Source organism: Pseudomonas sp. PDM18, from assembly GCF_014852585.1.
Classification (GTDB): domain Bacteria; phylum Pseudomonadota; class Gammaproteobacteria; order Pseudomonadales; family Pseudomonadaceae; genus Pseudomonas.
In genome coordinates this window covers 168,231-191,634 of the sequence record NZ_JACVBX010000007.1, presented here as the reverse complement: position 1 = coordinate 191,634, position 23,404 = coordinate 168,231, and the positions used below count along the sequence as shown (strand labels likewise).

At 64.7% G+C, this 23,404-nt stretch carries 21 protein-coding genes; 16 read left to right on the top strand and 5 right to left on the bottom strand.

Features of this window, described 5'->3' with window-relative positions; translation table 11 throughout:
* Positions 1-170 precede the first annotated feature (170 nt).
* The 5 genes from IB274_RS16290 to IB274_RS16270 all read left to right on the top strand — a co-directional run bounded on the left by IB274_RS16290 (position 171) and on the right by IB274_RS16270 (position 5,169).
* The gene (locus IB274_RS16290) at positions 171-1,094 is read left to right on the top strand and encodes a LysR substrate-binding domain-containing protein (RefSeq protein WP_081518536.1); all 924 of its coding nucleotides are present in this window, start codon (positions 171-173) and stop codon (positions 1,092-1,094) included.
* 139 nt (positions 1,095-1,233) lie between these two features.
* Positions 1,234-2,319, top strand: a complete 1,086-nt coding sequence (locus IB274_RS16285) for an ABC transporter ATP-binding protein (RefSeq protein WP_192432947.1) — start codon at positions 1,234-1,236, stop codon at positions 2,317-2,319.
* Between the two features lie 56 nt (positions 2,320-2,375).
* Positions 2,376-3,491: an ABC transporter substrate-binding protein gene (locus tag IB274_RS16280; protein ID WP_192432946.1), complete on the top strand. Its 1,116-nt coding sequence runs from the start codon at positions 2,376-2,378 to the stop codon at positions 3,489-3,491.
* Between the two features lie 15 nt (positions 3,492-3,506).
* Positions 3,507-4,343 (top strand): ABC transporter permease, encoded by an 837-nt coding sequence (locus tag IB274_RS16275; RefSeq protein ID WP_192432945.1) that lies wholly within the window; start codon positions 3,507-3,509, stop codon positions 4,341-4,343.
* Positions 4,344-4,353: 10 nt separating this feature from the next.
* On the top strand, positions 4,354-5,169 hold the full coding sequence (locus tag IB274_RS16270; RefSeq protein ID WP_192432944.1) for an ABC transporter permease: 816 nt from the start codon (positions 4,354-4,356) through the stop codon (positions 5,167-5,169).
* Positions 5,170-5,298: 129 nt separating this feature from the next.
* Here IB274_RS16270 and tusA read toward each other — a convergent pair whose 3' ends face one another.
* A complete protein-coding gene (gene tusA / locus IB274_RS16265; RefSeq protein WP_015477744.1) occupies positions 5,299-5,538 on the bottom strand; it encodes a sulfurtransferase TusA in 240 nt (79 codons plus the stop codon).
* A gap of 151 nt (positions 5,539-5,689) precedes the next feature.
* On the opposite strand from tusA, the gene IB274_RS16260 reads away from it, so the two are divergent.
* Positions 5,690-7,246 (top strand): alpha/beta fold hydrolase, encoded by a 1,557-nt coding sequence (locus IB274_RS16260; protein ID WP_192432943.1) that lies wholly within the window; start codon positions 5,690-5,692, stop codon positions 7,244-7,246.
* A 93-nt stretch (positions 7,247-7,339) separates the two neighbouring features.
* Here IB274_RS16260 and IB274_RS16255 read toward each other — a convergent pair whose 3' ends face one another.
* Complete coding sequence (locus IB274_RS16255; RefSeq protein WP_192432942.1) at positions 7,340-8,218, bottom strand: MaoC family dehydratase; 879 nt, start codon at positions 8,216-8,218, stop codon at positions 7,340-7,342.
* Positions 8,219-8,318: 100 nt separating this feature from the next.
* Positions 8,319-9,386: a 23S rRNA (cytidine(2498)-2'-O)-methyltransferase RlmM gene (gene rlmM / locus IB274_RS16250; RefSeq protein ID WP_192432941.1), complete on the bottom strand. Its 1,068-nt coding sequence runs from the start codon at positions 9,384-9,386 to the stop codon at positions 8,319-8,321.
* A 359-nt stretch (positions 9,387-9,745) separates the two neighbouring features.
* Here rlmM and acnA point away from each other — a divergent pair, with 359 nt between their 5' ends.
* On the top strand, positions 9,746-12,478 hold the full coding sequence (acnA, locus tag IB274_RS16245) for an aconitate hydratase AcnA (protein WP_192432940.1): 2,733 nt from the start codon (positions 9,746-9,748) through the stop codon (positions 12,476-12,478).
* A gap of 194 nt (positions 12,479-12,672) precedes the next feature.
* A complete protein-coding gene (locus IB274_RS16240) occupies positions 12,673-14,238 on the top strand; it encodes a methyl-accepting chemotaxis protein (protein ID WP_192432939.1) in 1,566 nt (521 codons plus the stop codon).
* 219 nt (positions 14,239-14,457) lie between these two features.
* Here the strand turns inward: IB274_RS16240 and cprA are convergent, their stop codons facing one another.
* Together cprA and IB274_RS16230 are read right to left on the bottom strand one after the other, a co-directional pair.
* Positions 14,458-15,630 carry a cationic peptide resistance protein CprA gene (cprA, locus tag IB274_RS16235; protein ID WP_225614883.1) on the bottom strand — a complete coding sequence of 391 codons (1,173 nt, stop codon included), beginning with the start codon at positions 15,628-15,630 and terminating at the stop codon, positions 14,458-14,460.
* Between the two features lie 89 nt (positions 15,631-15,719).
* On the bottom strand, positions 15,720-16,418 hold the full coding sequence (locus IB274_RS16230; protein ID WP_225614882.1) for an alpha/beta fold hydrolase: 699 nt from the start codon (positions 16,416-16,418) through the stop codon (positions 15,720-15,722).
* Between the two features lie 121 nt (positions 16,419-16,539).
* Between IB274_RS16230 and ccoN (IB274_RS16225) the strand changes: the two genes are divergently transcribed.
* From ccoN (IB274_RS16225) to ccoP (IB274_RS16190), 8 genes are all read left to right on the top strand, one after another.
* On the top strand, positions 16,540-17,964 hold the full coding sequence (gene ccoN / locus IB274_RS16225; RefSeq protein WP_192432938.1) for a cytochrome-c oxidase, cbb3-type subunit I: 1,425 nt from the start codon (positions 16,540-16,542) through the stop codon (positions 17,962-17,964).
* Positions 17,965-17,974: 10 nt separating this feature from the next.
* Positions 17,975-18,583 carry a cytochrome-c oxidase, cbb3-type subunit II gene (gene ccoO, locus IB274_RS16220; RefSeq protein WP_017516306.1) on the top strand — a complete coding sequence of 203 codons (609 nt, stop codon included), beginning with the start codon at positions 17,975-17,977 and terminating at the stop codon, positions 18,581-18,583.
* Positions 18,584-18,587: 4 nt separating this feature from the next.
* Entirely contained in the window at positions 18,588-18,779 is a 192-nt protein-coding gene (locus tag IB274_RS16215) for a CcoQ/FixQ family Cbb3-type cytochrome c oxidase assembly chaperone (protein ID WP_017516305.1), read from the top strand.
* Complete coding sequence (ccoP, locus tag IB274_RS16210; RefSeq protein WP_192432937.1) at positions 18,776-19,699, top strand: cytochrome-c oxidase, cbb3-type subunit III; 924 nt, start codon at positions 18,776-18,778, stop codon at positions 19,697-19,699. Before IB274_RS16215 ends, ccoP (IB274_RS16210) begins: the two co-directional genes overlap by 4 nt.
* A gap of 340 nt (positions 19,700-20,039) precedes the next feature.
* A complete protein-coding gene (gene ccoN, locus IB274_RS16205) occupies positions 20,040-21,482 on the top strand; it encodes a cytochrome-c oxidase, cbb3-type subunit I (RefSeq protein ID WP_045209126.1) in 1,443 nt (480 codons plus the stop codon).
* Positions 21,482-22,090, top strand: coding sequence for a cytochrome-c oxidase, cbb3-type subunit II (ccoO, locus tag IB274_RS16200; protein ID WP_017516817.1), 609 nt, complete (start codon positions 21,482-21,484; stop codon positions 22,088-22,090). Before ccoN (IB274_RS16205) ends, ccoO (IB274_RS16200) begins: the two co-directional genes overlap by 1 nt.
* Positions 22,091-22,095: 5 nt before the next feature.
* Positions 22,096-22,287 carry a cbb3-type cytochrome oxidase subunit 3 gene (locus IB274_RS16195; protein WP_024763940.1) on the top strand — a complete coding sequence of 64 codons (192 nt, stop codon included), beginning with the start codon at positions 22,096-22,098 and terminating at the stop codon, positions 22,285-22,287.
* Positions 22,284-23,249 (top strand): cytochrome-c oxidase, cbb3-type subunit III, encoded by a 966-nt coding sequence (ccoP, locus tag IB274_RS16190; RefSeq protein ID WP_081518549.1) that lies wholly within the window; start codon positions 22,284-22,286, stop codon positions 23,247-23,249. The genes IB274_RS16195 and ccoP (IB274_RS16190) overlap by 4 nt, the downstream gene beginning before the upstream one ends.
* Positions 23,250-23,404 lie beyond the last annotated feature (155 nt).

Sequence of the window (23,404 nt, the reverse complement as noted above, 5' to 3'; positions counted from 1 at the left end):
TCGCGGGCATGGCCCACTGCTACAGGGAAGCATCTGTCGCAACGGGGCACCCGCTGCAGGCGCCGAGCGCAACGCCCCGAAACACCCACCCTCTGCGCCCGTACCCGCAGCCACTCGACACCACCGCCCCGCTCAGGGATAAAGGCTCCACTTCGAAATTGGAGTGAGCCATGCGTTTTCCCTCGATGACCGCCCTGCGCGTGCTGGACGCCGTCGCCCGCCTGGGCAGCCTGTCCGGCGCGGCCAGCGAGCTGAGCCTGACCCGCAGCGCCGTCAGCCACCAGCTGCACAGCCTGGAAGACTGCTTGGGCATCCCGCTCACCGAGCGGGTCGGCCGCGGCATAGCGCTGACCTACCACGGCGAATGCTTCGCCCGCGAAACTCAGCGCGCCCTGGCGATCCTCAACGAGGCGCGGCGCTTCGCCAATGCCGAGGAAGTCTCCGGCCGCCTGTGCGTGAGCTGCACGCCCGGATTCGCCACCTACTGGCTGTGCCACCAGATCGGCAAGTTCCAGCGCGCCCACCCGCAGGTGGAGCTGAACCTGGTCTCGCCGCGGGTGCCCGACGACGTCAGCGACCGCGACGTCGACCTGTTCATCGCCTACGGCGTGGGCGACTGGACCGACCTGCACGTCGACCTGATCGCCACCCTGGACACCTTTCCCGTGTGCAGCCCGTCGCTGATCAACTCCGTCGGCGGCCTCGATTCGCCGGAAGACCTCGCCAGCCTGCCCTTCCTGCACATGGTCGATCACTCCGACTGGCTGCTGTGGACCGCCGCCGCCGGGGTGAAGAACCTCAACGTGCGCAACGGCATCGTCTTCTCCGATGCGCACCTGGTGCAGTCGGCGGCCATCGCCGGGCAAGGCGTGGCCATGGGCGATGCGCTGGTCAGCGGCGACGCCATGGCCAAGGGGCAGCTGGTGCGGTTGTTCAACGTCGCCATCGAACCGCCCAACCGCTACTACTTCGTCACCGATCCTGCCAAGTCCGAACGCCCCGACGTGCGGGCCTTCAAGGCCTGGATGAAGGCCGAGCTGCGGATGTCCGAGCAGTTCCGCCACAGCGGCCGCAGCGCGGTGATAGGTGAATGATTTCGAACAATGAGGGCGAAAAAACGCGATTGATGCGGAGAGAGATTTAACAATACTGCATTAAAAAAAGGCCGCCGATCTTTACCCGATCCTCACCCGGCGGCCGCTCGAACAAGAACAAGAAATCGAGGTAAATGCAGTGGAGCGACAGCCCCAACTACGTGCCATCGGCATCGGTAAGAGCTACGGCAGTTTCAACGCGCTGGACAACGTGTCCATCGACATCCAGCAGGGCGAGTTCCTCACCCTCCTCGGGCCTTCGGGCTCCGGCAAGACCACCTTCCTGATGATCCTCGCCGGCTTCCAGGACCCGTCCCGCGGCAAGCTCGAAGAAGGCGGCGCCGACATCACCCGACGCCCCGCCGAGAAGCGCAACTTCGGCATGGTGTTCCAGGGCTACGCCCTGTTCCCGCACATGAGCATCGAGGACAACGTCGCCTTCCCGCTAAAGATCCGTGGCGTGAAGGCCGAGGAGCGCAACCGCCGCGTGCGCCACATGCTCGACGTGGTCGGCCTCGGCGAGCACCTGGGCAAGCGCCCCGGCGAGCTTTCCGGCGGCCAGCAGCAACGCGTGGCCATCGCCCGGGCGCTGGTGTTCGAGCCAGACATGCTGCTGCTCGACGAACCCCTTTCGGCACTGGACAAGAACCTGCGCGAGCAGCTGCAGGCCGAACTGCAGCGCATCCACCGCCAGGTCGGCACCACCTTCGTCTTCGTCACCCACGACCAGAACGAAGCCCTCGCCCTGTCCACCCGCATCGCCATCTTCAACCGCGGCCAACTGGCCCAGGTCGACGACCCGCAGACCATCTACAACCAGCCCAGCAACCGCTTCGTCGCCGAGTTCCTCGGCAAGATGAACCTGTTCCCGCTGAGCCAGGTGGGCCGCACCGGCGAGCTGGCCTGCGGACGCTTCGGCGAGGCCGAGCTGCGCGCCGGCTACTCGCCGGCCGTGCAGGCCGAAGCACCGCTGCTGGCCGTGCGTCCGGAACACATGCAGCTGCATAGCGTGCCGCCGCAGGTGAACGGCCACAACGTGGTGCAGGCGGTGCTCACCGCCAAGACCTACCAGGGCGCCAGCACCGAGCTTTGCCTGGGTGCCGGCAGCGAGGGCAAGCAACCGATGAGCCTGGCCGTGCATGCCGACCACCAGGCCTCGCGCCTGGAACAGGGCGCCAAGGTCTGGCTGAGCTGGCCCATCGAGAAAAGCCTGCTGATCGCCTGAGTCGCCGAACGTGTTCGTCCCTTATTTGCCATCCCACCTGATCGGGAGCCGCCTCCATGTTCAATCCGCACCAGCAAGACTGCATCGAAGTCCTCATCGAAAAGACCCGTCGCGGACAGATCGACCGCCGTACCTTCCTCAAGGGCATGGGCCTGATGGCCGCCCTGCCGCTGGCGCTGCGCAACGGCGTGAGCTTCGCCGCCGGCGACAAGCCGCTGGTGGTGGTGAACTGGGGCGGCGACGCCATCAAGGCGTTCGGCAAGGCCTGGACCGAGGGCTTCTCCAAGGCCACCGGCATCGCCACCAAGATCGACGGTAGCGGCCCGACCGAAGGCGCTATCCGCACCCAGCTGTCCAGCGGCCGGGTGAGCTGGGACGTAGTCGACGCGGAAAGCTCGGTGCTGCAGATCCTGGGCAAGGAAGGGCTGGTCCAGCCCATCGACTACAACGTCGTCTCGAAGGATAAGGTCCTGCCGGGCTTCGCCTATGAATACGGCATCGCCGACTACATGCTCAGCTACGTGATCGCCTACGACAGCGAACGCTTCGGCGACAAGGCGCCCAAGACCTGGGCCGACTTCTGGGACGTGAAGACCTTCCCCGGCAAGCGCACGCTCTACAAGTGGATGAACGGCATGCTCGAGGCTGCGCTGCTGGCCGACGGTGTGACGCCCGACAAGCTCTACCCGCTGGACGTGCCGCGTGCTCTGAAGAAGATCGATGAGCTCAAGCCCCATATCCTGTCTTTCTGGGGCTCGGGCGCAGAGACCCAGCAACTGCTGATCGAGGGTGAAGTGTCCATGGGCGCCATCTGGAACACCCGCGCCCAAGTAATCACCGACGACAGTGAAGGCCGCATCAAATGGACCTTCGACAACGCCCTGCTGGGTTGCAGCAACTGGGGCGTGCTCAAGGGCAACCCGGCCGGCACCGAGGCGGCCATGAAGTTCATCGCCTACGCCCAGGACCCGCAGACCCAGGTGGAGCTTTTCAAGATGTTCGGCAATGGCCCTGCCAACCCCGCCGCCGCTGCGCTGATCCCGGACGACCGCAAGCACCTGAACTGCACCGATCCTGCAAACCTGCCCAAGCAGGTAATGCTCAGCCACGAGTGGTACACCGACCACTATGGGGCAACCCTGGAGCAGTACCTGACCCACATTTCCAAGTGACACGGAGCGCAGGTCATGGCCGATAACGCCCCCTCGCGGCTCAAGCTGGGCGCCCTGCTGCTGCCGCTGCCGGTGGTTCTGATCGTCTTCTACGTACTGCCCTTCCTCGGCGTGCTCGGCTGGAGCGTGACCCTGCCGGAGCCGGGGATCGAGCAGTACCAGCGGATCATGACGGACCCGGCGATCCACGACGTGCTCTGGCGAACCTTCCGCTTGTGCACCACGGTCAGCGTGATCTCCCTGCTGATCGCCTACCTGATGGCTTACTGCTGGGTCTACAGCCCGCCGTTCTGGCAGCGCGTGGTGGAAATCTGCGTGTTCATCCCGTTCTGGCTGTCGGTGCTGGTGCGTGCCTTCGGGTGGCTGATCGCCCTGCGCAGCAACGGCCTGCTCAACGACTGGCTGCAATATCTGGGCATCACCAGCGAGCCGTTGCAGCTCACACGGAACGAAATGGGCGTGGTGATCGGCATGGTGCATTTCATGGTGCCCTTCGCGCTGTTCCCCCTGGTGTCGACCATGCGCCGCCTCGACCCGCGCGTGCTGCTGGCCGCGCGCGGCCTGGGCGCCGGTCAGATGCGCACCTTCTGGAGCATCTTCGTGCCGCAGACCATTCCCGGCATCCTCGGCGCCTTCATCATCGTCTTCGTGTTCTGCCTGGGCTTCTTCATCACCCCGGCGATCCTCGGCGGCGGGCAGACTGTGATGGTGGCCGAGTACGTCTATCTGCAGATGTTCCAGACCAGCAACTGGGGCCTGGGCGCGGCGCTCTCGGTGGTACTGCTGACGCTGGTCAGCGGGATGATCTGGGCGCTGCTGCGCATGGCCCGCGTCGACAAGCTGGTCGGTTGAGGACTCAACGATGAACGCACACGAAACCAAAACCCCCAGCCGCCTGCTGGCGACCATGGCGATGATCTTCATGGTCTTCCCGCTGCTGGCGGTGATCCCGGTGTCCTTCACCAGCAAGCGCTTTTTGTCGATGCCCAACGGCAACTGGTCGCTGCGCCACTACCAGGCTCTGCTGGACAGCCCCGAATGGCTCGCGGCCATCGGCCAGAGCCTGATCGTCGCGACCGCCACCTGCATCATCGCGACCGCGCTGGCGGTGAGCTTCAGCCTCGGCATCTGGTACCTGCGCTCGCGCCTGGCGACCCTGCTGATCGGCCTGGTGCTGCTGCCCATGGCGATCCCGCCGATGATCTCGGCGATGGTCCTGTACTTCATGGAAACCAAGGTCAGCCAGTTCGCCCCCGGCCTGGGCTACGACACCCTGTTCGGCCTGACCATCGCGCACATCGTGATGGTCGTGCCCTACGGCGTGGTGACCATGCTGGTGGCGCTGAGCCAACTGGACCGGCGCATCGAACTGGCGGCGCGCAACCTGGGCGCGAGCCTGGGCCAGACCACCTTCATGGTGGTGCTGCCGAACCTCAAGCTGGGCGTGGCGAGCACGGCGCTGCTGTGCTTTGCGCTCTCCTGGGAAGAGATCGCGGTAACCCTGTTCGTCACCAGTACCGAGGTGAACACCCTGCCCCGGCAGATCTGGTCCGGCCTGCGCGACAACATCGACCCGGCCGTGGCGGCCATCTCGGTGGTGCTGATCGCCCTGACCTTCATCGCGCTGGTCGGGCGGATGATCGCCCAGCACATCGCCACACGCCCGGTCGGCAGCTGACGACTATCTGGAATTTCGGCTCAGCTGATTACCTTCACCCAAACCCTCTCCCAGAGGGTTGAGGTGAAGGTTGCCTCGCAGAGGAGTATCCAGTCCGCTCCTTCGCGCAATCCAGCATCGGCGGAATGATCACTCCGCCTTCTTGCGAATCCAGTACAGGTAGGTCCCCGCCTCCTCCTGCTGCTCCACCAGCTCGTGGCCGAGGAAGACGCAGAACTTGGGGATGTCGCGGCGGGTGGAAGGGTCGGTGGCGATCACCTTGAGCAGGCCGCCGGCCGGCAGGTCGCGCACCTTGTTGTGCAGCATCATGACCGGCTCGGGGCAGTTCAGGCCGGTGGCGTCGAGAATCGCATCGACAGGCTGGGACATCACGTCACTCCAGAAAAACCAATGGCGCATTGTCGCGCAAAGCGCACCGTGCGGTCACCCCGCGTCCGTCCGGGTCACCGAACCTTGGTTGGGGGGTGGGCGCTGCGGGCGCCGGGCATGCTGGCGCATTCGCCCCCACTATGGAAAGTCGATGCGCGCCCTCCTCTGCCTGTGCCTCGTGTTGCTCGCCGGCTGCGCCGCCCGCGACCAGGTCCCCGACTTCAACGCCAGCGCCGGGCAGGATCTGCCGGCTACCTGGTTCGAGGCCGTCATCACCGCCCGCGACGGCACGAAGCTCTCCGCTACCGTGTTCCAACCGGTACTCAAGGCCGGCGAAAGCGCCCCGCTGATCGTCCACACCCACGGTTGGGGCGGCTGGCGGGTGACCGGACCGGACGGTTACTACGGCAAGAACATGATGTCCGGTCGCGCCGCGCTGCGCGCCTGGAAGGCCGGCTTCTGGGTGGTCAGCTACGACCAGCGCGGCTGGGGCGGCAGCGACGGGCGCATCGAGATGATGAACCCGCAGTTCGAAGTGCAGGACGCCAGCGCGGTGATCGACTGGGCCACGGCGCATCTGGCCCGGCTGACTATGGACGGCCCGAACGATCCGCGCGTCGGCATGCTCGGCGAAAGCTACGGCGGCGCCGTTCAACTGCTGGCCTCGGCAGAAGACCCGCGCATCGACGCCATCGTCCCCATCGCCACCTGGTACGACCTGGCCGACGCCCTGGCGCCGGACGGCCAGCTGAAGATCGGCTGGGGCGGCGTGCTGGTGAGCCTGGGGCTGGCCACCGGCTACGACCTGGGCAAGTTCGTCCAGGCCGATTACCTGCACACCACCGGCGGACGCATGGCCGCGCCGGTGCAGGCCGAACTGCATGCCAACAGCCTCGCCAGTTATTGCGCGGCCGGTCGTCTGCCCCACGCCGACGCCCTGCTGATCCAGGGCCTGCGCGACACACTGTTCCCGCTGGACCAAGGCCTGCAGATCCGACAATGCCTGAAACAGGGCCCCGCGGACGTACGCCTGCTGGGCATGCAGGGCGGGCACATCCTGCCGCCGCCGCTGCAGGCCTGGAGCGGGTTGCCACCGTTCAACAACGAGCCGGTGATCCATTGCGGCTCGCGGGCAATCAACCTCTACACCGGCATCGTCGCCTGGTACGAGGAAAAGCTGCGCAAGCGTCCCGGCGCCGCCGACGGCGTGCCGGACCTGTGCATCAGCCTCGATCTCGACCAGGGCGTGGCGCTGGACGACCTGCCGGCTCCCGGCCCCACCTTCGCATTGCCGGGCACCGCCATCCGCCCGGCGGTGAGCGGTCTGCTGCAACCTTCCCGGTTCATCCCCTTGCAGCGCGTCAGCGAACACAGCGCCCTGCTCGGCAGCGCCGAAGTACGCCTGAACCAGCCGCTGACGGAGCGCCCCGAAGCGCAGCTCTTCGCCGCCCTGGCGATCCGCAGCGCCGATGGCAGCACCCGACGCCTGGACGAACAGGTGAAACCGCTCGCGAACCAGGGCAGCACACGGTTGAACGCCGTCAGCGCCAGCCTCGTGCCGGGGGATGAAATTGGATTACTGGTAAGCGGGTTCAGCGACCAGTACCTGTTCAACAGTTCCTGGCTGATTGCCCCCGTGGAATTGCAAGGTGAAGTGCAACTGCCCGGCCTTGTGCCGCTGCAACCGCGCGTCGCCACGAGTCGTTGACTGCTCTGCCATGCTGTTCGCGAGCAAGCTCGCTCCTACGAAAAGCGTGCACCGATGCGAACCAAGCCGCAATAATTCATCCAAGCTAAGCGCCTAACGCAACGGCCCGTCCGGCGCCTCGTCCAGCTGCGCCAGCAGCATCGGCTGGCCATCGCCCTCGGCGGGCAGCAGCGCCCACTGCTCCTTCTTGCCCAGGCGACGGTAGACCTGCTTCACCTGGCTACCCAGCGGCAGCGGCGCCTTGAAGTGCGCATCCAGGCGCACGTTCTCGGCCAGGCGACGGCCGGTCAGGCTGCGCGCCAAGCCCCACATGCCGTGGGCGAAGGGTTTGCCGAAGCCATAGTGCGAGGCCATCAGCCGTGACAGGTGCAGCGGGTTGAAGTCGCCGCTCAGCCCGGCGTAGCGCCAACCGACAATCTTCGGCACGCGCCACTGCACGCCCGCATGCACCGGCGCTTCCAGGGTCTGCCACTGGGCGCGCTCGGGCAGTGGATCGGGCTGGCTCCCGTCATCGAGGAAATCACCCCGGCGCAGGTAGGTGGTGATCGACTGCCAGTAGAGCATGTCGTGGTGCCAGGCCTCGGTGACCACGTCCACCTCCAGGCCCAGCTCGCTGCGGCGACTGGTGAGGATGCGGCAGTCGAACTGCAGCGGCTCGTTCTCGTCGAGCATGCGGTAGCGCTGGATATGGCTGCGCAGGTGGATCAGCCCGACCACCGACAGCGGCATGCGCGAGCGGCTGAGCAGGCGCAGGTGCAGCGGCAGGCTGATGACCTGCGGATAGAGCAACGGCACGCCCAGCGTCGGGTCGAGGCCGAAGTGCTGGCGGTACGCGCGCAGGTGGCGCAGGTCGAATTTCAGGGTGCGGCTGTCCATCGCCAGGTAGGGCACACGCTCGCCCTGGCCGAGGCCACGGCGTGGCAGCAGCATGCGGCTGTAACTGCCCAGAAGGGAGGGCAACTTTCGCTTCACGAAGGTCTCCGGAAGATCTCGCGCCGCACAGCATGGGCAATGCCGGGCGGCGCGGCAAGTCACCGAAGGTCGGGTGGCGTGACCGGGTAGTTCCGCGTCGCTAGCGCTCGCCCTTCTCGAGTCGGCGCAGGTGGCAGGTCACTTCCTCGCGGTCATGGTAGAGCTGCTTGCAGCCGATCTGCACCTTCAGCCCGCGCTCGCGGAAGGACTCCTCCAGGCGGTCGAGGATACGCTGCACCTCGGCGTAGCGCTGCTTCATCGGCAACTTGAGGTTGACAATGGCCTCGCGGCACAACCCCTCGCCGATCCAGGTTTCGATCATCGCCCCAGTGCGCGCGGGCTTCTCGACGATGTCGCAGACCATCCAGTCCATGCGCTGGCGCGGACGGAAGGCGTAACCGTCAACGCGCTGGTGCTCGACCAGCCCGGAGTACATCAGGTTCTCCGCCATCGGCCCGTTGTCCACGGCGACCACGCGCATCTCCCGGTTCACCAGCTGCCAGGTCCAGCCGCCGGGCGATGCGCCCAGGTCCACGGCGAGCATGTCCGGCGCCAGGCGGCGGTCCCAGTCGGCGCGCGGAATGAAGTGGTGCCAGGCCTCTTCCAGCTTCAGCGTCGAGCGGCTGGGAGCCTCGCGGGGAAATTTCAGGCGCGGGATACCCATGGGCCACATGGCGCAGTTGCGCGCCTCGGCCAGGCCGATGAAGGCCTCGCGGCCGGAGCGGAAGGTCAGCAGCAGGCGCGGCAGGCTGGGGTCTTCCACCAACTTGCCGGATTTCACCAAGGCGGCGCGCAGGGGCTTCTCGAACTTGCGGCAGAAGGTCGATAGCTCCTTGCCGTCGTTGGTATCGAACACCTCCAGCCAGAGGCTGCCGCATGCCGGAAAGTCGGCCAGGGCCTCGAGGATCGCGCCGATGCGGTCCGTTTCCGGCAGCGCGGTGAAGCCGTTCCCACGCGCCCACTGGCGCGGGAAGATCAGCTCAGGGAAACGCAACTGGCGCATCAGGCGGCCAGCGCCATCGGCGTCCATGCAGATGAACTCGGCGTAGGCGGAGGACGGCTTGGCTCGGGCGTAGCCGGGGATGTCCAGGCGCGCGGCGTGCTCGGACAGCTCGGCACAGACCTCGTTCTCGAAGCCTGGACGGCAATGCAGTAAGAGGGTATTCATCGGGGTGTCTCCTTGGCCGCGCACTATAGAGGCTGCCCGCACAGGTTTCATGCAGATTCGCAGGAAACTTCCCACGACAATATTCACTTGATCTGAACCCCACTGGGGAACCTGGGGTCCAGAACAGATGGCAATACCCCTTCGGGCGGTCTAGCTTGAGTGGTCTGGCTCAGCCCGCCAGAAGACTGCCCGATGATTGCCCTGCCTGGCGAAGATGCCACCGACCGCAGCCTGTCTGAATGAACCAGGCCTGCGATGGATCAGGACGTTAGCGCCCTCCTTCGCCAAGTATCGCCTGTGCGCCGTTGATTCGGCCGCGCCGCCGATCACGAGCAGAATCCAAGCCTGAGGAGAATGTCATGCCCGCAGTGGATAGCCTGAACAGCCTGCGCACCCTTGAGGTCGCCGGCAAGACCTATCACTACTACAGCCTGCCTGAAGCGGCGAAGAGTCTGGGGGACCTGGGCAAGCTGCCCATGTCCCTGAAAGTCCTGCTGGAAAACCTGTTGCGCTGGGAGGACGACAACACCGTCACCGGCGACGACCTCAAAGCCCTGGCCGGTTGGCTGAAGACCCGCAGCTCCGAGCGTGAGATCCAGTACCGCCCCGCCCGCGTGCTGATGCAGGACTTCACCGGCGTACCGGCGGTGGTCGACCTCGCCGCCATGCGCGACGCCATGGCCAAGGCCGGCGGCGACCCGCAGAAGATCAACCCGCTGTCCCCCGTCGACCTGGTCATCGACCACTCGGTGATGGTGGACAAGTTCGCCAGCCAGTCCGCCTTCGCCCAGAACGTCGAGATCGAGATGGAGCGCAACGGCGAGCGCTACGCCTTCCTGCGCTGGGGGCAGAACGCCTTCGACAACTTCCGCGTGGTGCCGCCGGGCACCGGCATCTGCCACCAGGTCAACCTGGAGTACCTGGGGCGCACCGTCTGGACCAAGGACGAGGACGGCCGTACCTACGCCTTCCCCGACACCCTGGTCGGCACCGACTCGCACACCACCATGATCAACGGTCTCGGCGTACTCGGCTGGGGCGTGGGCGGCATCGAGGCGGAGGCGGCCATGCTCGGCCAGCCGGTGTCGATGCTGATTCCCGAGGTGATCGGCTTCAAGCTGACCGGCAAGCTGAAGGAAGGCATCACCGCCACCGACCTGGTGCTGACCGTCACCCAGATGCTGCGCAAGAAAGGTGTCGTCGGAAAATTCGTCGAGTTCTATGGCGACGGCCTCGCCGACCTGCCGCTGGCCGACCGCGCCACGATCGCCAACATGGCCCCGGAATACGGCGCCACCTGCGGCTTCTTCCCGGTGGACGAGATCACCCTGGGCTACCTGCGCCTGTCCGGCCGCCCGGACGACGCGGTCAAACTGGTGGAGGCCTACAGCAAGGCCCAGGGCCTGTGGCGCGAGACAGGCCACGAACCGGTATTCACCGACTCCCTGCAACTGGACATGGGCGACGTCGAGGCCAGCCTCGCCGGGCCCAAGCGCCCGCAGGACCGCGTCGCCCTCGGCCATGTCAGCCAGGCCTTCGATGACTTCCTCGGCCTGCAGATCAAACCCGCCTCCACCGAGGAAGGCCGCCTGCTCAGCGAGGGTGGTGGTGGCGCCGCCGTGGGCGCGGCAGCCCAGACCGGCGAGGCCGACTACCAGCACGACGGCCACACCTATCGGCTGAAGAACGGCGCCGTGGTGATTGCCGCCATCACCTCCTGCACCAACACTTCCAACCCCAGCGTGATGATGGCCGCCGGCCTGCTGGCGAAGAAGGCGCTGGAGAAAGGCCTGCAGCGCAAGCCCTGGGTGAAGAGCTCCCTGGCTCCCGGCTCCAAGGTGGTCACCGAGTACTTCCACGCCGCCGGCCTGACCCGTTATCTCGACGAGCTGGGCTTCGATCTGGTCGGCTACGGCTGCACCACCTGCATCGGCAACTCCGGCCCGCTGCTCGACCCCATCGAGAAGGCCGTGCAGCAGGCGGACCTGACCGTCGCCTCGGTGCTCTCCGGCAACCGCAACTTCGAGGGCCGCGTTCATCCGCTGGTGAAGACCAACTGGCTGGCCTCGCCGCCGCTGGTGGTCGCCTATGCACTGGCCGGCAGCGTACGCACCGACCTGACGAAAGACCCACTGGGCACCGGCAAGGATGGCCAACCGGTCTATCTGAAGGACATCTGGCCGACCCAGAAGGAAATTGCCGACGCCGTACAGAAGGTCGACACGGCGATGTTCCACAAGGAGTACGCCGAAGTCTTTCAGGGCGATGAGAAATGGCGTGCGATCCAGGTGCCGGACGCCCAGACATACACCTGGCAGGACGATTCCACCTACATCCAGCATCCGCCGTTCTTCGAGCACATCGCCGAGGCGCCACCGAAAGTCGCGGATATCCAGGGCGCCAACATCCTCGCGGTACTGGGCGACTCGGTGACCACTGACCACATCTCCCCCGCCGGCAACATCAAGAAGGACAGCCCCGCCGGCCGCTACCTCAGCGAGCACGGCGTGGCTTACGCCGACTTCAACTCCTACGGCTCGCGCCGTGGGAACCATGAGGTGATGATGCGCGGCACCTTCGCCAACATCCGCATCAAGAACGAGATGCTCGGCGGCGAGGAAGGCGGCAACACGCTCTACGTTCCCACCGGCGACAAGCTGGCGATCTACGACGCCGCCATGCGTTACCAGCAGGACGGCACCCCGCTGGTGATCGTCGCCGGCAAGGAATACGGCACCGGCTCGTCCCGCGACTGGGCGGCCAAGGGCACCAACCTGCTGGGGGTCAAAGCAGTGATCGCCGAGAGCTTCGAGCGCATCCACCGCTCCAATCTGGTGGGCATGGGCGTGCTGCCACTGCAGTTCAGGGACGGCCAGGACCGCAAGGCGCTCAAGCTGACCGGCAAGGAAGTGCTGAGCATCAGCGGACTGTCCGGCGAGCTGAAGCCGCACATGACCCTCAAGGTGACGGTGAAGCGGGAGAACGGCAGTCAGGACAGCTTCGAGGTGCTCTGCCGTATCGATACCCAGAACGAAGTCGAGTACTTCAAGGCCGGCGGCATCCTCCACTACGTGCTGCGCAGCCTGATCTAGAGCGGTGCGGCGGCCTGCAACGGGCCGCCGCCTCCTTCTTTTGTTTCATTTCCGTGACCGGTGGCGATACGCTATCGTCATTCTCTCGGCGTCACTCTTCTGACATTTTCCTGTGATTGCCATCAAATTTTAGAGCCGGCGGCCGATAAGCTGGACAGACGTGCCAATTCGCCTTTCTCCGAGACCCCAGCCTGATGCGCAACAACCAGCCGATCACCCAGCGTGAACGCACCTTCCCTGCCGAACAGCGGCTGATCTCCACGACCAACGCCCGCGGTGTCATCAGCTACGTCAACGATGCCTTCAGCGCCATCAGCGGTTTCTCACGCGAGGAGCTGGTGGGCGCGGCGCACAACCTGGTGCGCCACCCGGACGTGCCGCCGGCGGTGTTTGCACACATGTGGGCGACCCTGAAGAAAGGCCGCCCCTGGATGGGCATCGTCAAGAATCGCTGCAAGAACGGCGATCATTACTGGGTCAGCGCCTACGTCACGCCGATGTACGAGCACAACGAGATCGTCGGCTACGAGTCGGTGCGGGTGAAGCCCAGCGCCGAACAGGTACGCCGCGCCGAAGCGCTGTATGCGCGCATCAATGCCGGTAAATCGGCCATTCCCACCCGCGACCGCTGGCTGCCGGTGCTGCTGGACTGGCTCCCGTTCATCCTGATCGGCCAGATCGGCTTCCTCATCGGCGCCTGGCTGAACTCTCACTGGGGTTTCCTGCTGGCCGCCCTGCTCTCGATCCCGCTGGGCCTCGCCGGCCTGGGCTGGCAGCAACGCGGGCTGAAGCGCCTGCTGCGCCTGGCCGAGCAGACTACCTCCGACCCGCTGATCGCACAGATGTACACCGACAGCCGCGGCGCCCAGGCACGCCTGGAAATGTCGATCCTCAGCCAGGAAGCAAGGCTGAAGACCTGCCTGACCCGTCTGCAGGACACCGCCGAAACCCTCACCGAGCAGGCCCGCGAAGCGGATTCCCTGGCCCACCACAGTTCCGCCGGGCTGGACCGCCAGCGCCAGGAAACCGAGCAGGTGGCCACCGCCGTCAACCAGATGGCCGCCACCACTCAGGAAGTGGCCGACAACGTGCAGCGCACCGCCGATGCCACTCGCCAGGCCAACAACCTGACCACCGAAGGCCGACAGATCGCCGCCGAGACGCGCGAGGCCATGCAGCGTCTTTCCAGCTCCGTGGGCGAAACCGGTGAAGCCGTCAGCCAACTGGCCCGCGACAGCGAGCAGATCGGTGGCGTGGTGGACGTGATCAAGGGCATCGCCGACCAGACCAACCTGCTGGCGCTCAACGCCGCCATCGAAGCCGCCCGTGCCGGCGAGATGGGCCGCGGTTTCGCCGTGGTCGCCGATGAAGTCCGCTCCCTGGCCCAGCGCACTGCCGAGTCCACCGGGCAGATTCACCAGCTCATCGCCAACCTGCAGAATACCGCCACCGAGGCGGTGCGCGCCATGGACTCCGGCCGCCGCCAGGCCGACGAAGGCGTGGAGCGCGTGCTGCAGGCGGACAACGCGCTGGTGGGGATCAGCGATGCGGTGGCCAACATCACCGAAATGGCCACCCAGATCGCCGCCGCGGCGGAGGAACAGAGCGCCGTCGCCGAGGAGATCAATCGCAACATCAGCACCATCGCCAATCTCGCCGACCAGACATCCGGCGAGGCGCAGCGCACCGCCCTGCTCAGCGAAGAGCTGACACAGACCGCGCAAAGGCAGTACTCGCTGGTGGAGCGCTTCAACCGCTAGGGCCAAAGCTCACCTAGGACCGTCGGGCGAATTACGCCCCAGGCGTTATCCGCCATTGCGGCGGATAACCCGTTCCGGGGTATGCGCCCTACGCTCTGATCCAGAGACTAGCTGTAGGAGCGAGCTTGCTCGCGATCCCCTCCCCACCGGAACTGCCGGCCCGTTCGTCCGCGAGCAAGCTCGCTCCTACAAGGTCAAGGAACGCAGCGTTCTAGCGAGTCACTTGAAATCCCACTGCATCTGAGCCGGGATGCTGACATCCCGCGAGGAATGCACGCACACGTCCACGTAGTCGGTGAAGCGCGGTGGTGCGGCAATGCCTTCATCCAGCAGACGCTGGTTATCGAACAGGTAGTTGAGGTCGGCGAAGCCGCTGTAAAGGCGTAACGCCCGCAGCACCAGGCGCGGGTTGGCCTTGCCGATGCGGCTCTCGAAGCTGCCGGCCAGTTCGCGCAGATCCTCGCTGCTGACCTTGCGGTAGCGAGCCCCCACGGGTTGCTCGCCACGCGCGTCGGCATAGGCGCGATCAATCTCGCCGAAGGTGCACGCCGAACCGTGGCCGGCGGAGATGTGATAGAGACTGTGGCTCAGCGTCGGCTTGAGCGCCAGAGCCACCAGCGCTTCGGCGCAGTAGTCCACCGGGATCACGTCGATCTGCTCATCCAGGTCGCAGGTGAAGCTCTCCAAGGCGAAGCCCATGCGGAACACCCAGAAAATGCTCCCCGACGCACGGCAGCCCAGTTCGCGGTGCCCAACCACAATGGAGGGGCGCGCGACCACCAGCGGCAACGACGGTAGCTCTTCGCGCATGCGTCGCTCGATCTCGGCCTTGGAGGCGGTGTAGTCCACCAGTTGCTCTTCAGTGTCGGGGAAGTCCCAGGACTCGCGCACCGGCGACTCGCGCTGCGGTCCGCAGCACATGGCCGTGCCCACGTGAAGGAAGCGCTTGAGGTTGCGCGACTGGCTGAGCAGGCGGGCAAACGCGAAGGTGCCCTCGACGTTTACCGGCCAGATGCTCGGGTTCTTCGAGAACGAAGCCACCGCCGCGCAGTTGATCACCTGCTCCACGCGCATCAGGCGGGCGCGCTCGTCCTGCATCCACGCAGTGTCCAGCAGGTCGCCGCAGAGAATCTGGTCCTCTTGAAGGCCCTTCAGCGCAGTCTCCGGCACGCAATGCAGGCGCAGGTTGTCACGCAACCGCTCCAGGCCCTGCTCCGAAGTTTCTGCTCGGACGAGAAACAGCAACGCTGGACCGTGGCCGTCCGCGATCAGGTGGGCAGCAACGGAGCCGCCGAGAAAGCCGGTCGCGCCAGTCAGCAACAGGCTGTGCGCGGCGCCGGGGGCGTATCGGAAGGATTGGGTGGCAATGCGTTCAGCGTAATCGGGGTTCATGGCAGCGTTCAGCCTGTCCTCTGGAAGCGGGGCGTCGACTCCGGGGAGCCGACGCTGGCGAGGATAGGAACTCCTGCATTAAGGACCGATTAGCGCAATAGAAAAGCTTCGATCCTGGCGGCTGTGCTTTCCAGATGTTGCTCGTGGGTCAGCCCGGAGGCCTTGAGCGGCTTGAGGTCGTGGTCGGCAGCGGCCAGCCACTGCAATTGGATCGCTGGCGACAGCGAGTAGCTCTCGACCGTGGGGCGATCTCCCAGCGCATCACGCTCGCCCTGCACGATCAGCGTCGGCGTCTTCAGCTCAGCGAGATGGGCAACGCGCGGCTTCTCAGGCTTGCCGGCGGCATAGAACGGGTAGCCGAGACAGACCAGCGCGTCGGCGCCCAACTCGTCCGCCAGCAGGCTGGCTATCCGCCCGCCCATGGACTTTCCGCCGATGACCAGCTGGCCCGATACCTCAGCGCGGACCTGCGCGTAAACCTGCCGCCAGCACTCGAGCAACTGCTTCTGCGGGTTCGGCGGGCGGCGCTTTCCGTCCTGTCGGCGCATAGCCATATAGGGGAACTCGAAGCGCACCACTGAGATACCCCTTTCGGCCAGGCGCGCAGCGATGTCGTCCATGAACGGAATGTCCATCGGCGCACCCGCTCCGTGCGCCAGAACCAGCGTCGCCGACAGCTCGCCACGTGCCGGGTTCCGGAGCAGCGACAAAGGACCGCAGGCGCCCGCGACAGGGGTCTCAGGTGCCAATTGATCCGAATCAATATTCCGGGAGGTGCCTTTATCCATCCTTCACTCCGCTAATTCCGAATTAGTACCTATCCCAAGGGGGAGGGGCGGCATACGCCGTAAGCCGTAAAAAACCTTGCCGGGATGGGCATAGCCCATAACCGTGGATGGAAGCCCATAAATGAGCACAACCAATCAGACCGCTTATAACTATAAGGTGGTCCGCCAGTTCGCCATTATGACAGTGGTGTGGGGGATCGTCGGCATGGCCGTCGGTGTCCTGATCGCCGCGCAATTGGTGTGGCCGGACCTTAACCTCGGCTTACCGTGGACGAGCTTCGGCCGCCTGCGTCCGCTGCACACCAACGCGGTGATCTTCGCCTTCGGCGGCTGCGCACTGTTCGCCACCAGCTACTACTCGGTGCAGCGTACCTGCCAGACCCGCCTGTTCGCGGGGCCGCTCGCTTCCTTCACCTTCTGGGGTTGGCAGCTGGTGATCCTGTGCGCCGCCATCACCCTGCCGCTGGGCTACACCTCCTCCAAGGAGTACGCCGAGCTGGAATGGCCGATCGACATCCTGATCACCATCGTCTGGGTTTCCTACGCCATCGTCTTCTTCGGCACGCTGATGAAGCGCAAGACCAAGCACATCTATGTGGGCAACTGGTTCTTCGGTGCCTTCATCCTGACCGTGGCGATTCTGCACGTGGTCAATAACCTGGAAATCCCGGTCAGCCTGACCAAGTCCTACTCGCTGTACTCGGGCGCCACCGACGCCATGATCCAGTGGTGGTACGGCCACAACGCCGTGGGCTTCTTCCTGACCGCCGGCTTCCTGGGGATGATGTACTACTTCGTTCCGAAACAGGCCGAGCGCCCGGTCTACTCCTACCGCCTGTCCATCGTGCACTTCTGGGCACTGATCGCCGTCTACATCTGGGCTGGTCCGCACCACCTGCACTACACCGCGCTGCCGGACTGGGCGCAATCGCTGGGCATGGTGATGTCCCTGATCCTCCTGGCTCCGAGCTGGGGCGGCATGATCAACGGCATGATGACCCTCTCCGGCGCCTGGCATAAGCTGCGCACCGACCCGATCCTGCGCTTCCTGGTGGTTTCCCTGGCCTTCTACGGCATGTCCACCTTCGAAGGCCCGATGATGGCAATCAAGACCGTCAACGCCCTCTCCCACTACACCGACTGGACCATCGGCCACGTACATGCCGGCGCACTGGGCTGGGTCGCCATGGTTTCCATCGGCTCGCTGTATCACCTGATCCCGAAGGTCTTCGGCCGCGAGCAGATGCACAGCGTGGGCCTGATCAATACCCACTTCTGGCTGGCCACCATCGGCACTGTGCTGTACATCGCCTCGATGTGGGTCAACGGCATCACCCAGGGCCTGATGTGGCGCGCAGTGAACTCCGACGGCACCCTCACCTACTCCTTCGTCGAAGCCCTGGCCGCCGGCCACCCCGGCTTCATCGTGCGGATGATCGGTGGTGCCATCTTCCTGCTGGGCATGCTGGTCATGGCCTACAACGTCTGGCGCACCGTCGCCGCCGCCAAGCCGGCTGAAATGCAAGCCGCGGCGCAGATGGCCTGAGGATACCGACATGAAACACGAAGTACTTGAGAAAAACGTCGGCCTGCTGGCCCTGTGCATGGCCGTGGCCGTCAGCATCGGCGGCCTGACCCAGATCGTCCCGCTGTTCTTCCAGGACGTCACCAACACCCCGGTGGAAGGCATGAAGCCCTACACCGCCCTGCAACTGGAAGGTCGTGACGTGTACATCCGCGAAGGTTGCGTGGGCTGCCACTCGCAGATGATCCGTCCGTTCCGCGCCGAGACCGAGCGCTACGGCCACTACTCCGTCGCCGGCGAAAGCGTCTGGGACCACCCGTTCCTGTGGGGCTCCAAGCGTACCGGTCCGGACCTGGCCCGGGTCGGCGGCCGCTACTCGGACGACTGGCACCGCGCGCACCTCTACAACCCGCGCAACGTCGTGCCGGAATCGAAGATGCCCGCCTACCCCTGGCTGGTCGAGAACAAGCTCGACGGCAAGGACACGGCGAAAAAACTGGAAGTGATGCGTGTCATGGGCGTGCCCTACACGGACGACGACATCGCTGGCGCCAGCGATTCCGTCAAGGGCAAGACCGAAATGGACGCGGTAGTCGCGTACCTGCAGGTCCTCGGCACCTCCATCAAGAACAAGCGGTGACAGCATGGATATCGGGACCATTCGCGGCCTCGGCACCGTCATCGTGATGGTGGCCTTCGTCGGCGTACTGCTCTGGGCTTACGGCGGCAAACGCAAGGAGCGCTTCGACGAAGACGCGCTACTGCCCTTCGCGGATGACCCGGCAGCCAAGCGTCACGCTGAGCAAGAGCAAGCTTCTAGGAGCAACAACGCATGACTACCTTCTGGAGTCTGTACATCACCGTTCTAACAGTCGGCTCGCTGATCGCCCTGCTGTGGCTGGTATTCGCCACCCGCAGCGGGCAGTCCTCGAACACCACCGACCAGACCATGGGCCATGCCTTCGATGGCATCGAGGAATACGACAACCCGCTGCCCAAGTGGTGGTTCCTGCTGTTCGTCGGCACCATCGTGTTCGCCGCCGGCTACCTGGTCCTCTACCCAGGCCTGGGCACCTGGAAGGGCATCCTGCCGGGCTACGAGGGTGGCTGGACGCAGGACAAGCAGTGGGAGCGGGAAGAAGCGCTGGCCAAGGAGAAGTATGGGCCGATCTTCGCCAAATACTCCGCCATGTCCGTGGAAGACGTCGCGAAAGACCCGCAAGCCATGAAAATGGGCGAGCGCCTCTTCGCCACCTACTGCTCCATCTGCCATGGCTCGGACGCCAAGGGCGCCCAGGGCTTCCCGAACCTGACCGACAGCGACTGGCGCTGGGGCGGCACCGCCCAGGACATCGAAACCACCATCATGGGTGGCCGTCACGCTGCCATGCCGGCCTGGGGCGAAGTGCTGGGCGAGAAAGGCGTGCAGGACGTAGCTGCCTTCGTCACCGCTCAACTGGACGGCCGCAAGCTGCCCGAGGGCGTGACCGCCGAGAATGTCGACAACGGCGGCAAGCTGTTCGCCACCACCTGCGTCGCATGCCACGGTCCAGAAGGCAAGGGCAACCCGATCATGGGCGCGCCTGACCTGACCCACCCGGGCGCCTTCATCTACGGTTCCAGCTACGCGCAACTGCAGCAGACCATCCGTCACGGCCGCCAGGGCCAGATGCCGGCGCAGGAGCAATACCTGGGCAAAGACAAAGTGCACATTCTCGCCGGTTACATCTACAACATTTCCGGCCAGGCGAAGTAAACTCCTCGCCCCCAACTCGCGCCCCTTAAAACGGGCGCGAGTTTCTTACCTCCGCAATATCGCGACGAAGTGTCGCACCCTCTCTATCTCCTTTCTTCACACCCTTCCGGTTCACGTCTAAGCTGGATTCCATTCGCAAACCTGCAATACGACTAACCTGACCCACTTTCCAGGTTGGTACGTGCGACCCGAAACAGGCGCAAACAGCGGCGCAAAGCGCTTCGGAGCAGGCGTCGAACCGGCACCGCGCCAAGGCCTGGCGCGTTGCAATGGCCACCTGCTTTCTCCATACTTGCCGCCGTTTTTTGTCCATAAAATCCAAAAACCGTGGAACCTTAGAATGAGCACAGCAATCAGTCCGACTGCTTATAACTATAAGGTCGTCCGCCAGTTCGCCATCATGACGGTGGTCTGGGGGATACTTGGAATGGGGGTGGGTGTTTACATCGCCTCACAGTTGGTTTGGCCCCAGTTGAACCTGGACCTTCCCTGGACCAGTTTCGGGCGCCTGCGTCCGCTGCACACCAACCTGGTGATCTTCGCCTTCGGCGGCTGTGCTCTCTTCGCAACTTCCTACTACGTCGTACAGCGCACCTGTCAGACCCGCCTGGTCTCTGACAGCCTCGCAGCCTTCACCTTCTGGGGTTGGCAAGCGGTAATCGTGCTGGCCGGCATCACCCTGCCGCTGGGCTACACCTCCTCCAAGGAGTACGCCGAGCTGGAATGGCCGATCGACATCCTGCTGGCCATCGTCTGGGTCACCTACGCACTGGTGTTCTTCGGCACTGTGATGAAGCGCAAGACCAAGCACATCTACGTGGGCAACTGGTTCTACGGCGCGTTCATCCTCGTCACCGCCATGCTGCACATCGTCAACAGCGCGGAACTGCCGGTCACCTGGTTCAAGTCCTACTCGGTCTACGCCGGCGCCACCGACGCGATGATCCAGTGGTGGTACGGCCACAACGCCGTGGGCTTCTTCCTGACTACTGGCTTCCTCGGCATGATGTACTACTTCGTTCCGAAGCAGGCCGAGCGTCCGATCTACTCCTATCGCCTGTCCATCGTGCACTTCTGGGCGCTGATCACCCTGTACATCTGGGCCGGTCCGCACCACCTGCACTACACCGCTCTGCCGGACTGGGCCCAGTCCCTGGGCATGGTGATGTCCCTGATCCTGCTGGCTCCTAGCTGGGGTGGCATGATCAACGGCATGATGACCCTGTCGGGCGCCTGGCATAAGCTGCGCACCGATCCGATCCTGCGCTTCCTGGTGGTCTCCCTCGCCTTCTACGGCATGTCCACCTTCGAAGGCCCGATGATGGCCATCAAGACCGTCAACTCCCTGTCGCACTACACCGACTGGACCATCGGCCACGTGCACGCCGGCGCTCTGGGCTGGGTTGCGATGATCTCCATCGGCTCCCTGTACCACCTGATTCCGAAGGTCTTCGGCCGCGAGCAGATGCACAGTGTTGGTCTGATCAACGCCCACTTCTGGCTGGCTACCATCGGTACTGTGCTGTACATCGCCTCGATGTGGGTCAACGGCATCACCCAGGGCCTGATGTGGCGCGCGATCAACGCCGACGGCACCCTCACCTACTCCTTCGTGGAAGCCCTGCAGGCCAGCCACCCGGGCTTCATCGTCCGTGCGCTGGGCGGCGCCTTCTTCGCCTCCGGCATGCTGCTGATGGCCTACAACACCTTCCGTACTGTGCGCGGTTTCAAACAGGCTGACGCCGATGCCGCTGCCCAGATCCCCGCTGTAGGAGCTCACTGATGAAGCACGAAGTAGTCGAGAAGAACATCGGCCTTCTGGCCTTCTTCATGGTCATTGCGGTGAGCATCGGCGGTCTGACCCAGATCGTTCCGCTGTTCTTCCAGGACGTGACCAACAAGCCGGTCGAAGGCATGAAGCCGCGCACCGCGCTGGAACTCGAAGGCCGTGACATCTACATCCGCGAAGGCTGCGTAGGCTGCCACTCGCAGATGGTCCGTCCGTTCCGCGCCGAAACCGAGCGCTACGGCCATTACTCCGTCGCCGGCGAAAGTGTCTGGGATCACCCGTTCCTGTGGGGTTCCAAGCGTACCGGCCCGGACCTGGCCCGCGTCGGCGGCCGCTACTCGGACGATTGGCACCGCGCGCACCTGTACAACCCGCGCAACGTAGTGCCGGAATCGAAGATGCCCTCCTACCCCTGGCTGGTGGAGAACAAGCTCGACGGCAAGGACACGGCGAAGAAAATGGAAGCCCTGCGCACTCTGGGCGTGCCTTACACCGACGAAGACATCGCCGGTGCCCGTGATGCCGTCAAAGGCAAGACCGAGATGGACGCTGTCGTCGCCTACCTGCAAGGCCTCGGCACCATCATCAAGAGCAAACGGTGACAGTGATGGATATCGGGACCATTCGCGGTATCGGCACTGTAGTAGTGATGGTCGCCTTCGTCGGCGTCCTGCTCTGGGCCTATGGCGGCAAACGCAAGGAGCGCTTCGACGAAGACGCCCTGCTGCCCTTCGCGGATGACCCGGTCGCCAAAAAGCACGTCGAGCAAGAGCAAGCTTCTAGGAGCAACAAAGAATGACAACCTTCTGGAGTCTGTACGTCACCGTACTTACCCTGGGCACCATCTTCGCCCTGGCGTGGCTGCTGTTCGCCACCCGTCGCGGTCAGCGCAACGAAGCCACCGATGAAACCGTCGGCCATGCCTTCGATGGCATTGAGGAGTACGACAACCCGCTGCCGAAGTGGTGGTTCATGCTGTTCGTGGCCACCTTCATCTTCGCCCTCGGCTACCTGGTCCTGTACCCGGGGCTGGGCAACTGGAAGGGCCTGCTCCCGGGCTACCAGGACAAGGCCGAATTCGCCAACGGCGAACAAGGCTGGACCGGTGTACACCAGTGGGAAAAGGAAATGGCCAAGGCCGATGAGAAGTACGGCCCGCTGTACGCCAAGTTCGGCGCCATGCCGATCGAGGAAGTGGCCAAGGACGAGCAGGCCCTGAAAATGGGTAACCGCCTGTTCGCTTCCAACTGCTCCGTCTGCCACGGTTCCGACGCCAAGGGTGCCCACGGCTTCCCGAACCTCACCGACGCCGACTGGCGTTGGGGCGGCGAGCCGAAGGACATCATCGCCACCATCGAAGGCGGTCGCCACGCGGCCATGCCGGCCTGGGGCGAAGTCATCGGCGACCAGGGTGTCCACGACGTCGCTGCCTTCGTCACCACCAAGCTGGACGGCCGCAAGCTGCCCGAAGGCGTGACTGACGAACAGGTCGCCAATGGCCAGAAGATCTTCTCTACCAACTGCGTGGCTTGCCACGGCGCCGAAGGCAAAGGCACCGCCGCCATGGGCGCGCCGAACCTGACCCACCCGGCTGCGTTCATCTACGGCTCGAGCTTCGCTCAGCTGCAGCAGACCATCCGCTACGGCCGTCAGGGCCAGATGCCGGCTCAGCTGGAGCGTCTGGGCAAAGACCAGGTTCATCTACTCGCTGCCTACGTGTATAGCCTGTCCCATGGCGAAGGTGAGAAGAGCGCCGAATAAGCCTCTCTTTCCTACACCCATAGCGACACCCAGCGGCGCCGGTTTCTACACCGGCGCCGCTCTATTTCTGGGTCCATAATTCCTTGCGCGACCAACTGTCGCACGGTTGCAACACCCACCACGCCGTATCATTGTTAGGCGTGCAAGCATATTTC

Bases quoted from the DNA above. Each gene is read 5' to 3' on its own strand.
- IB274_RS16290 (WP_081518536.1), top strand. From the start codon at position 171: ATGCGTTTTCCCTCGATGACCGCCCTGCGCGTGCTGGACGCCGTCGCC.
- IB274_RS16280 (WP_192432946.1), top strand. From the start codon at position 2,376: ATGTTCAATCCGCACCAGCAAGACTGCATCGAAGTCCTCATCGAAAAG.
- IB274_RS16275 (WP_192432945.1), top strand. From the start codon at position 3,507: ATGGCCGATAACGCCCCCTCGCGGCTCAAGCTGGGCGCCCTGCTGCTG.
- IB274_RS16270 (WP_192432944.1), top strand. From the start codon at position 4,354: ATGAACGCACACGAAACCAAAACCCCCAGCCGCCTGCTGGCGACCATG.
- tusA (WP_015477744.1), bottom strand. From the start codon at position 5,538: ATGTCCCAGCCTGTCGATGCGATTCTCGACGCCACCGGCCTGAACTGC.
- IB274_RS16260 (WP_192432943.1), top strand. From the start codon at position 5,690: ATGCGCGCCCTCCTCTGCCTGTGCCTCGTGTTGCTCGCCGGCTGCGCC.
- rlmM (WP_192432941.1), bottom strand. From the start codon at position 9,386: ATGAATACCCTCTTACTGCATTGCCGTCCAGGCTTCGAGAACGAGGTC.
- acnA (WP_192432940.1), top strand. From the start codon at position 9,746: ATGCCCGCAGTGGATAGCCTGAACAGCCTGCGCACCCTTGAGGTCGCC.
- IB274_RS16240 (WP_192432939.1), top strand. From the start codon at position 12,673: ATGCGCAACAACCAGCCGATCACCCAGCGTGAACGCACCTTCCCTGCC.
- cprA (WP_225614883.1), bottom strand. From the start codon at position 15,630: ATGAACCCCGATTACGCTGAACGCATTGCCACCCAATCCTTCCGATAC.
- IB274_RS16230 (WP_225614882.1), bottom strand. From the start codon at position 16,418: ATGGATAAAGGCACCTCCCGGAATATTGATTCGGATCAATTGGCACCT.
- ccoN (WP_192432938.1), top strand. From the start codon at position 16,540: ATGAGCACAACCAATCAGACCGCTTATAACTATAAGGTGGTCCGCCAG.
- ccoO (WP_017516306.1), top strand. From the start codon at position 17,975: ATGAAACACGAAGTACTTGAGAAAAACGTCGGCCTGCTGGCCCTGTGC.
- IB274_RS16215 (WP_017516305.1), top strand. From the start codon at position 18,588: ATGGATATCGGGACCATTCGCGGCCTCGGCACCGTCATCGTGATGGTG.
- ccoP (WP_192432937.1), top strand. From the start codon at position 18,776: ATGACTACCTTCTGGAGTCTGTACATCACCGTTCTAACAGTCGGCTCG.
- ccoN (WP_045209126.1), top strand. From the start codon at position 20,040: ATGAGCACAGCAATCAGTCCGACTGCTTATAACTATAAGGTCGTCCGC.
- ccoO (WP_017516817.1), top strand. From the start codon at position 21,482: ATGAAGCACGAAGTAGTCGAGAAGAACATCGGCCTTCTGGCCTTCTTC.
- IB274_RS16195 (WP_024763940.1), top strand. From the start codon at position 22,096: ATGGATATCGGGACCATTCGCGGTATCGGCACTGTAGTAGTGATGGTC.
- ccoP (WP_081518549.1), top strand. From the start codon at position 22,284: ATGACAACCTTCTGGAGTCTGTACGTCACCGTACTTACCCTGGGCACC.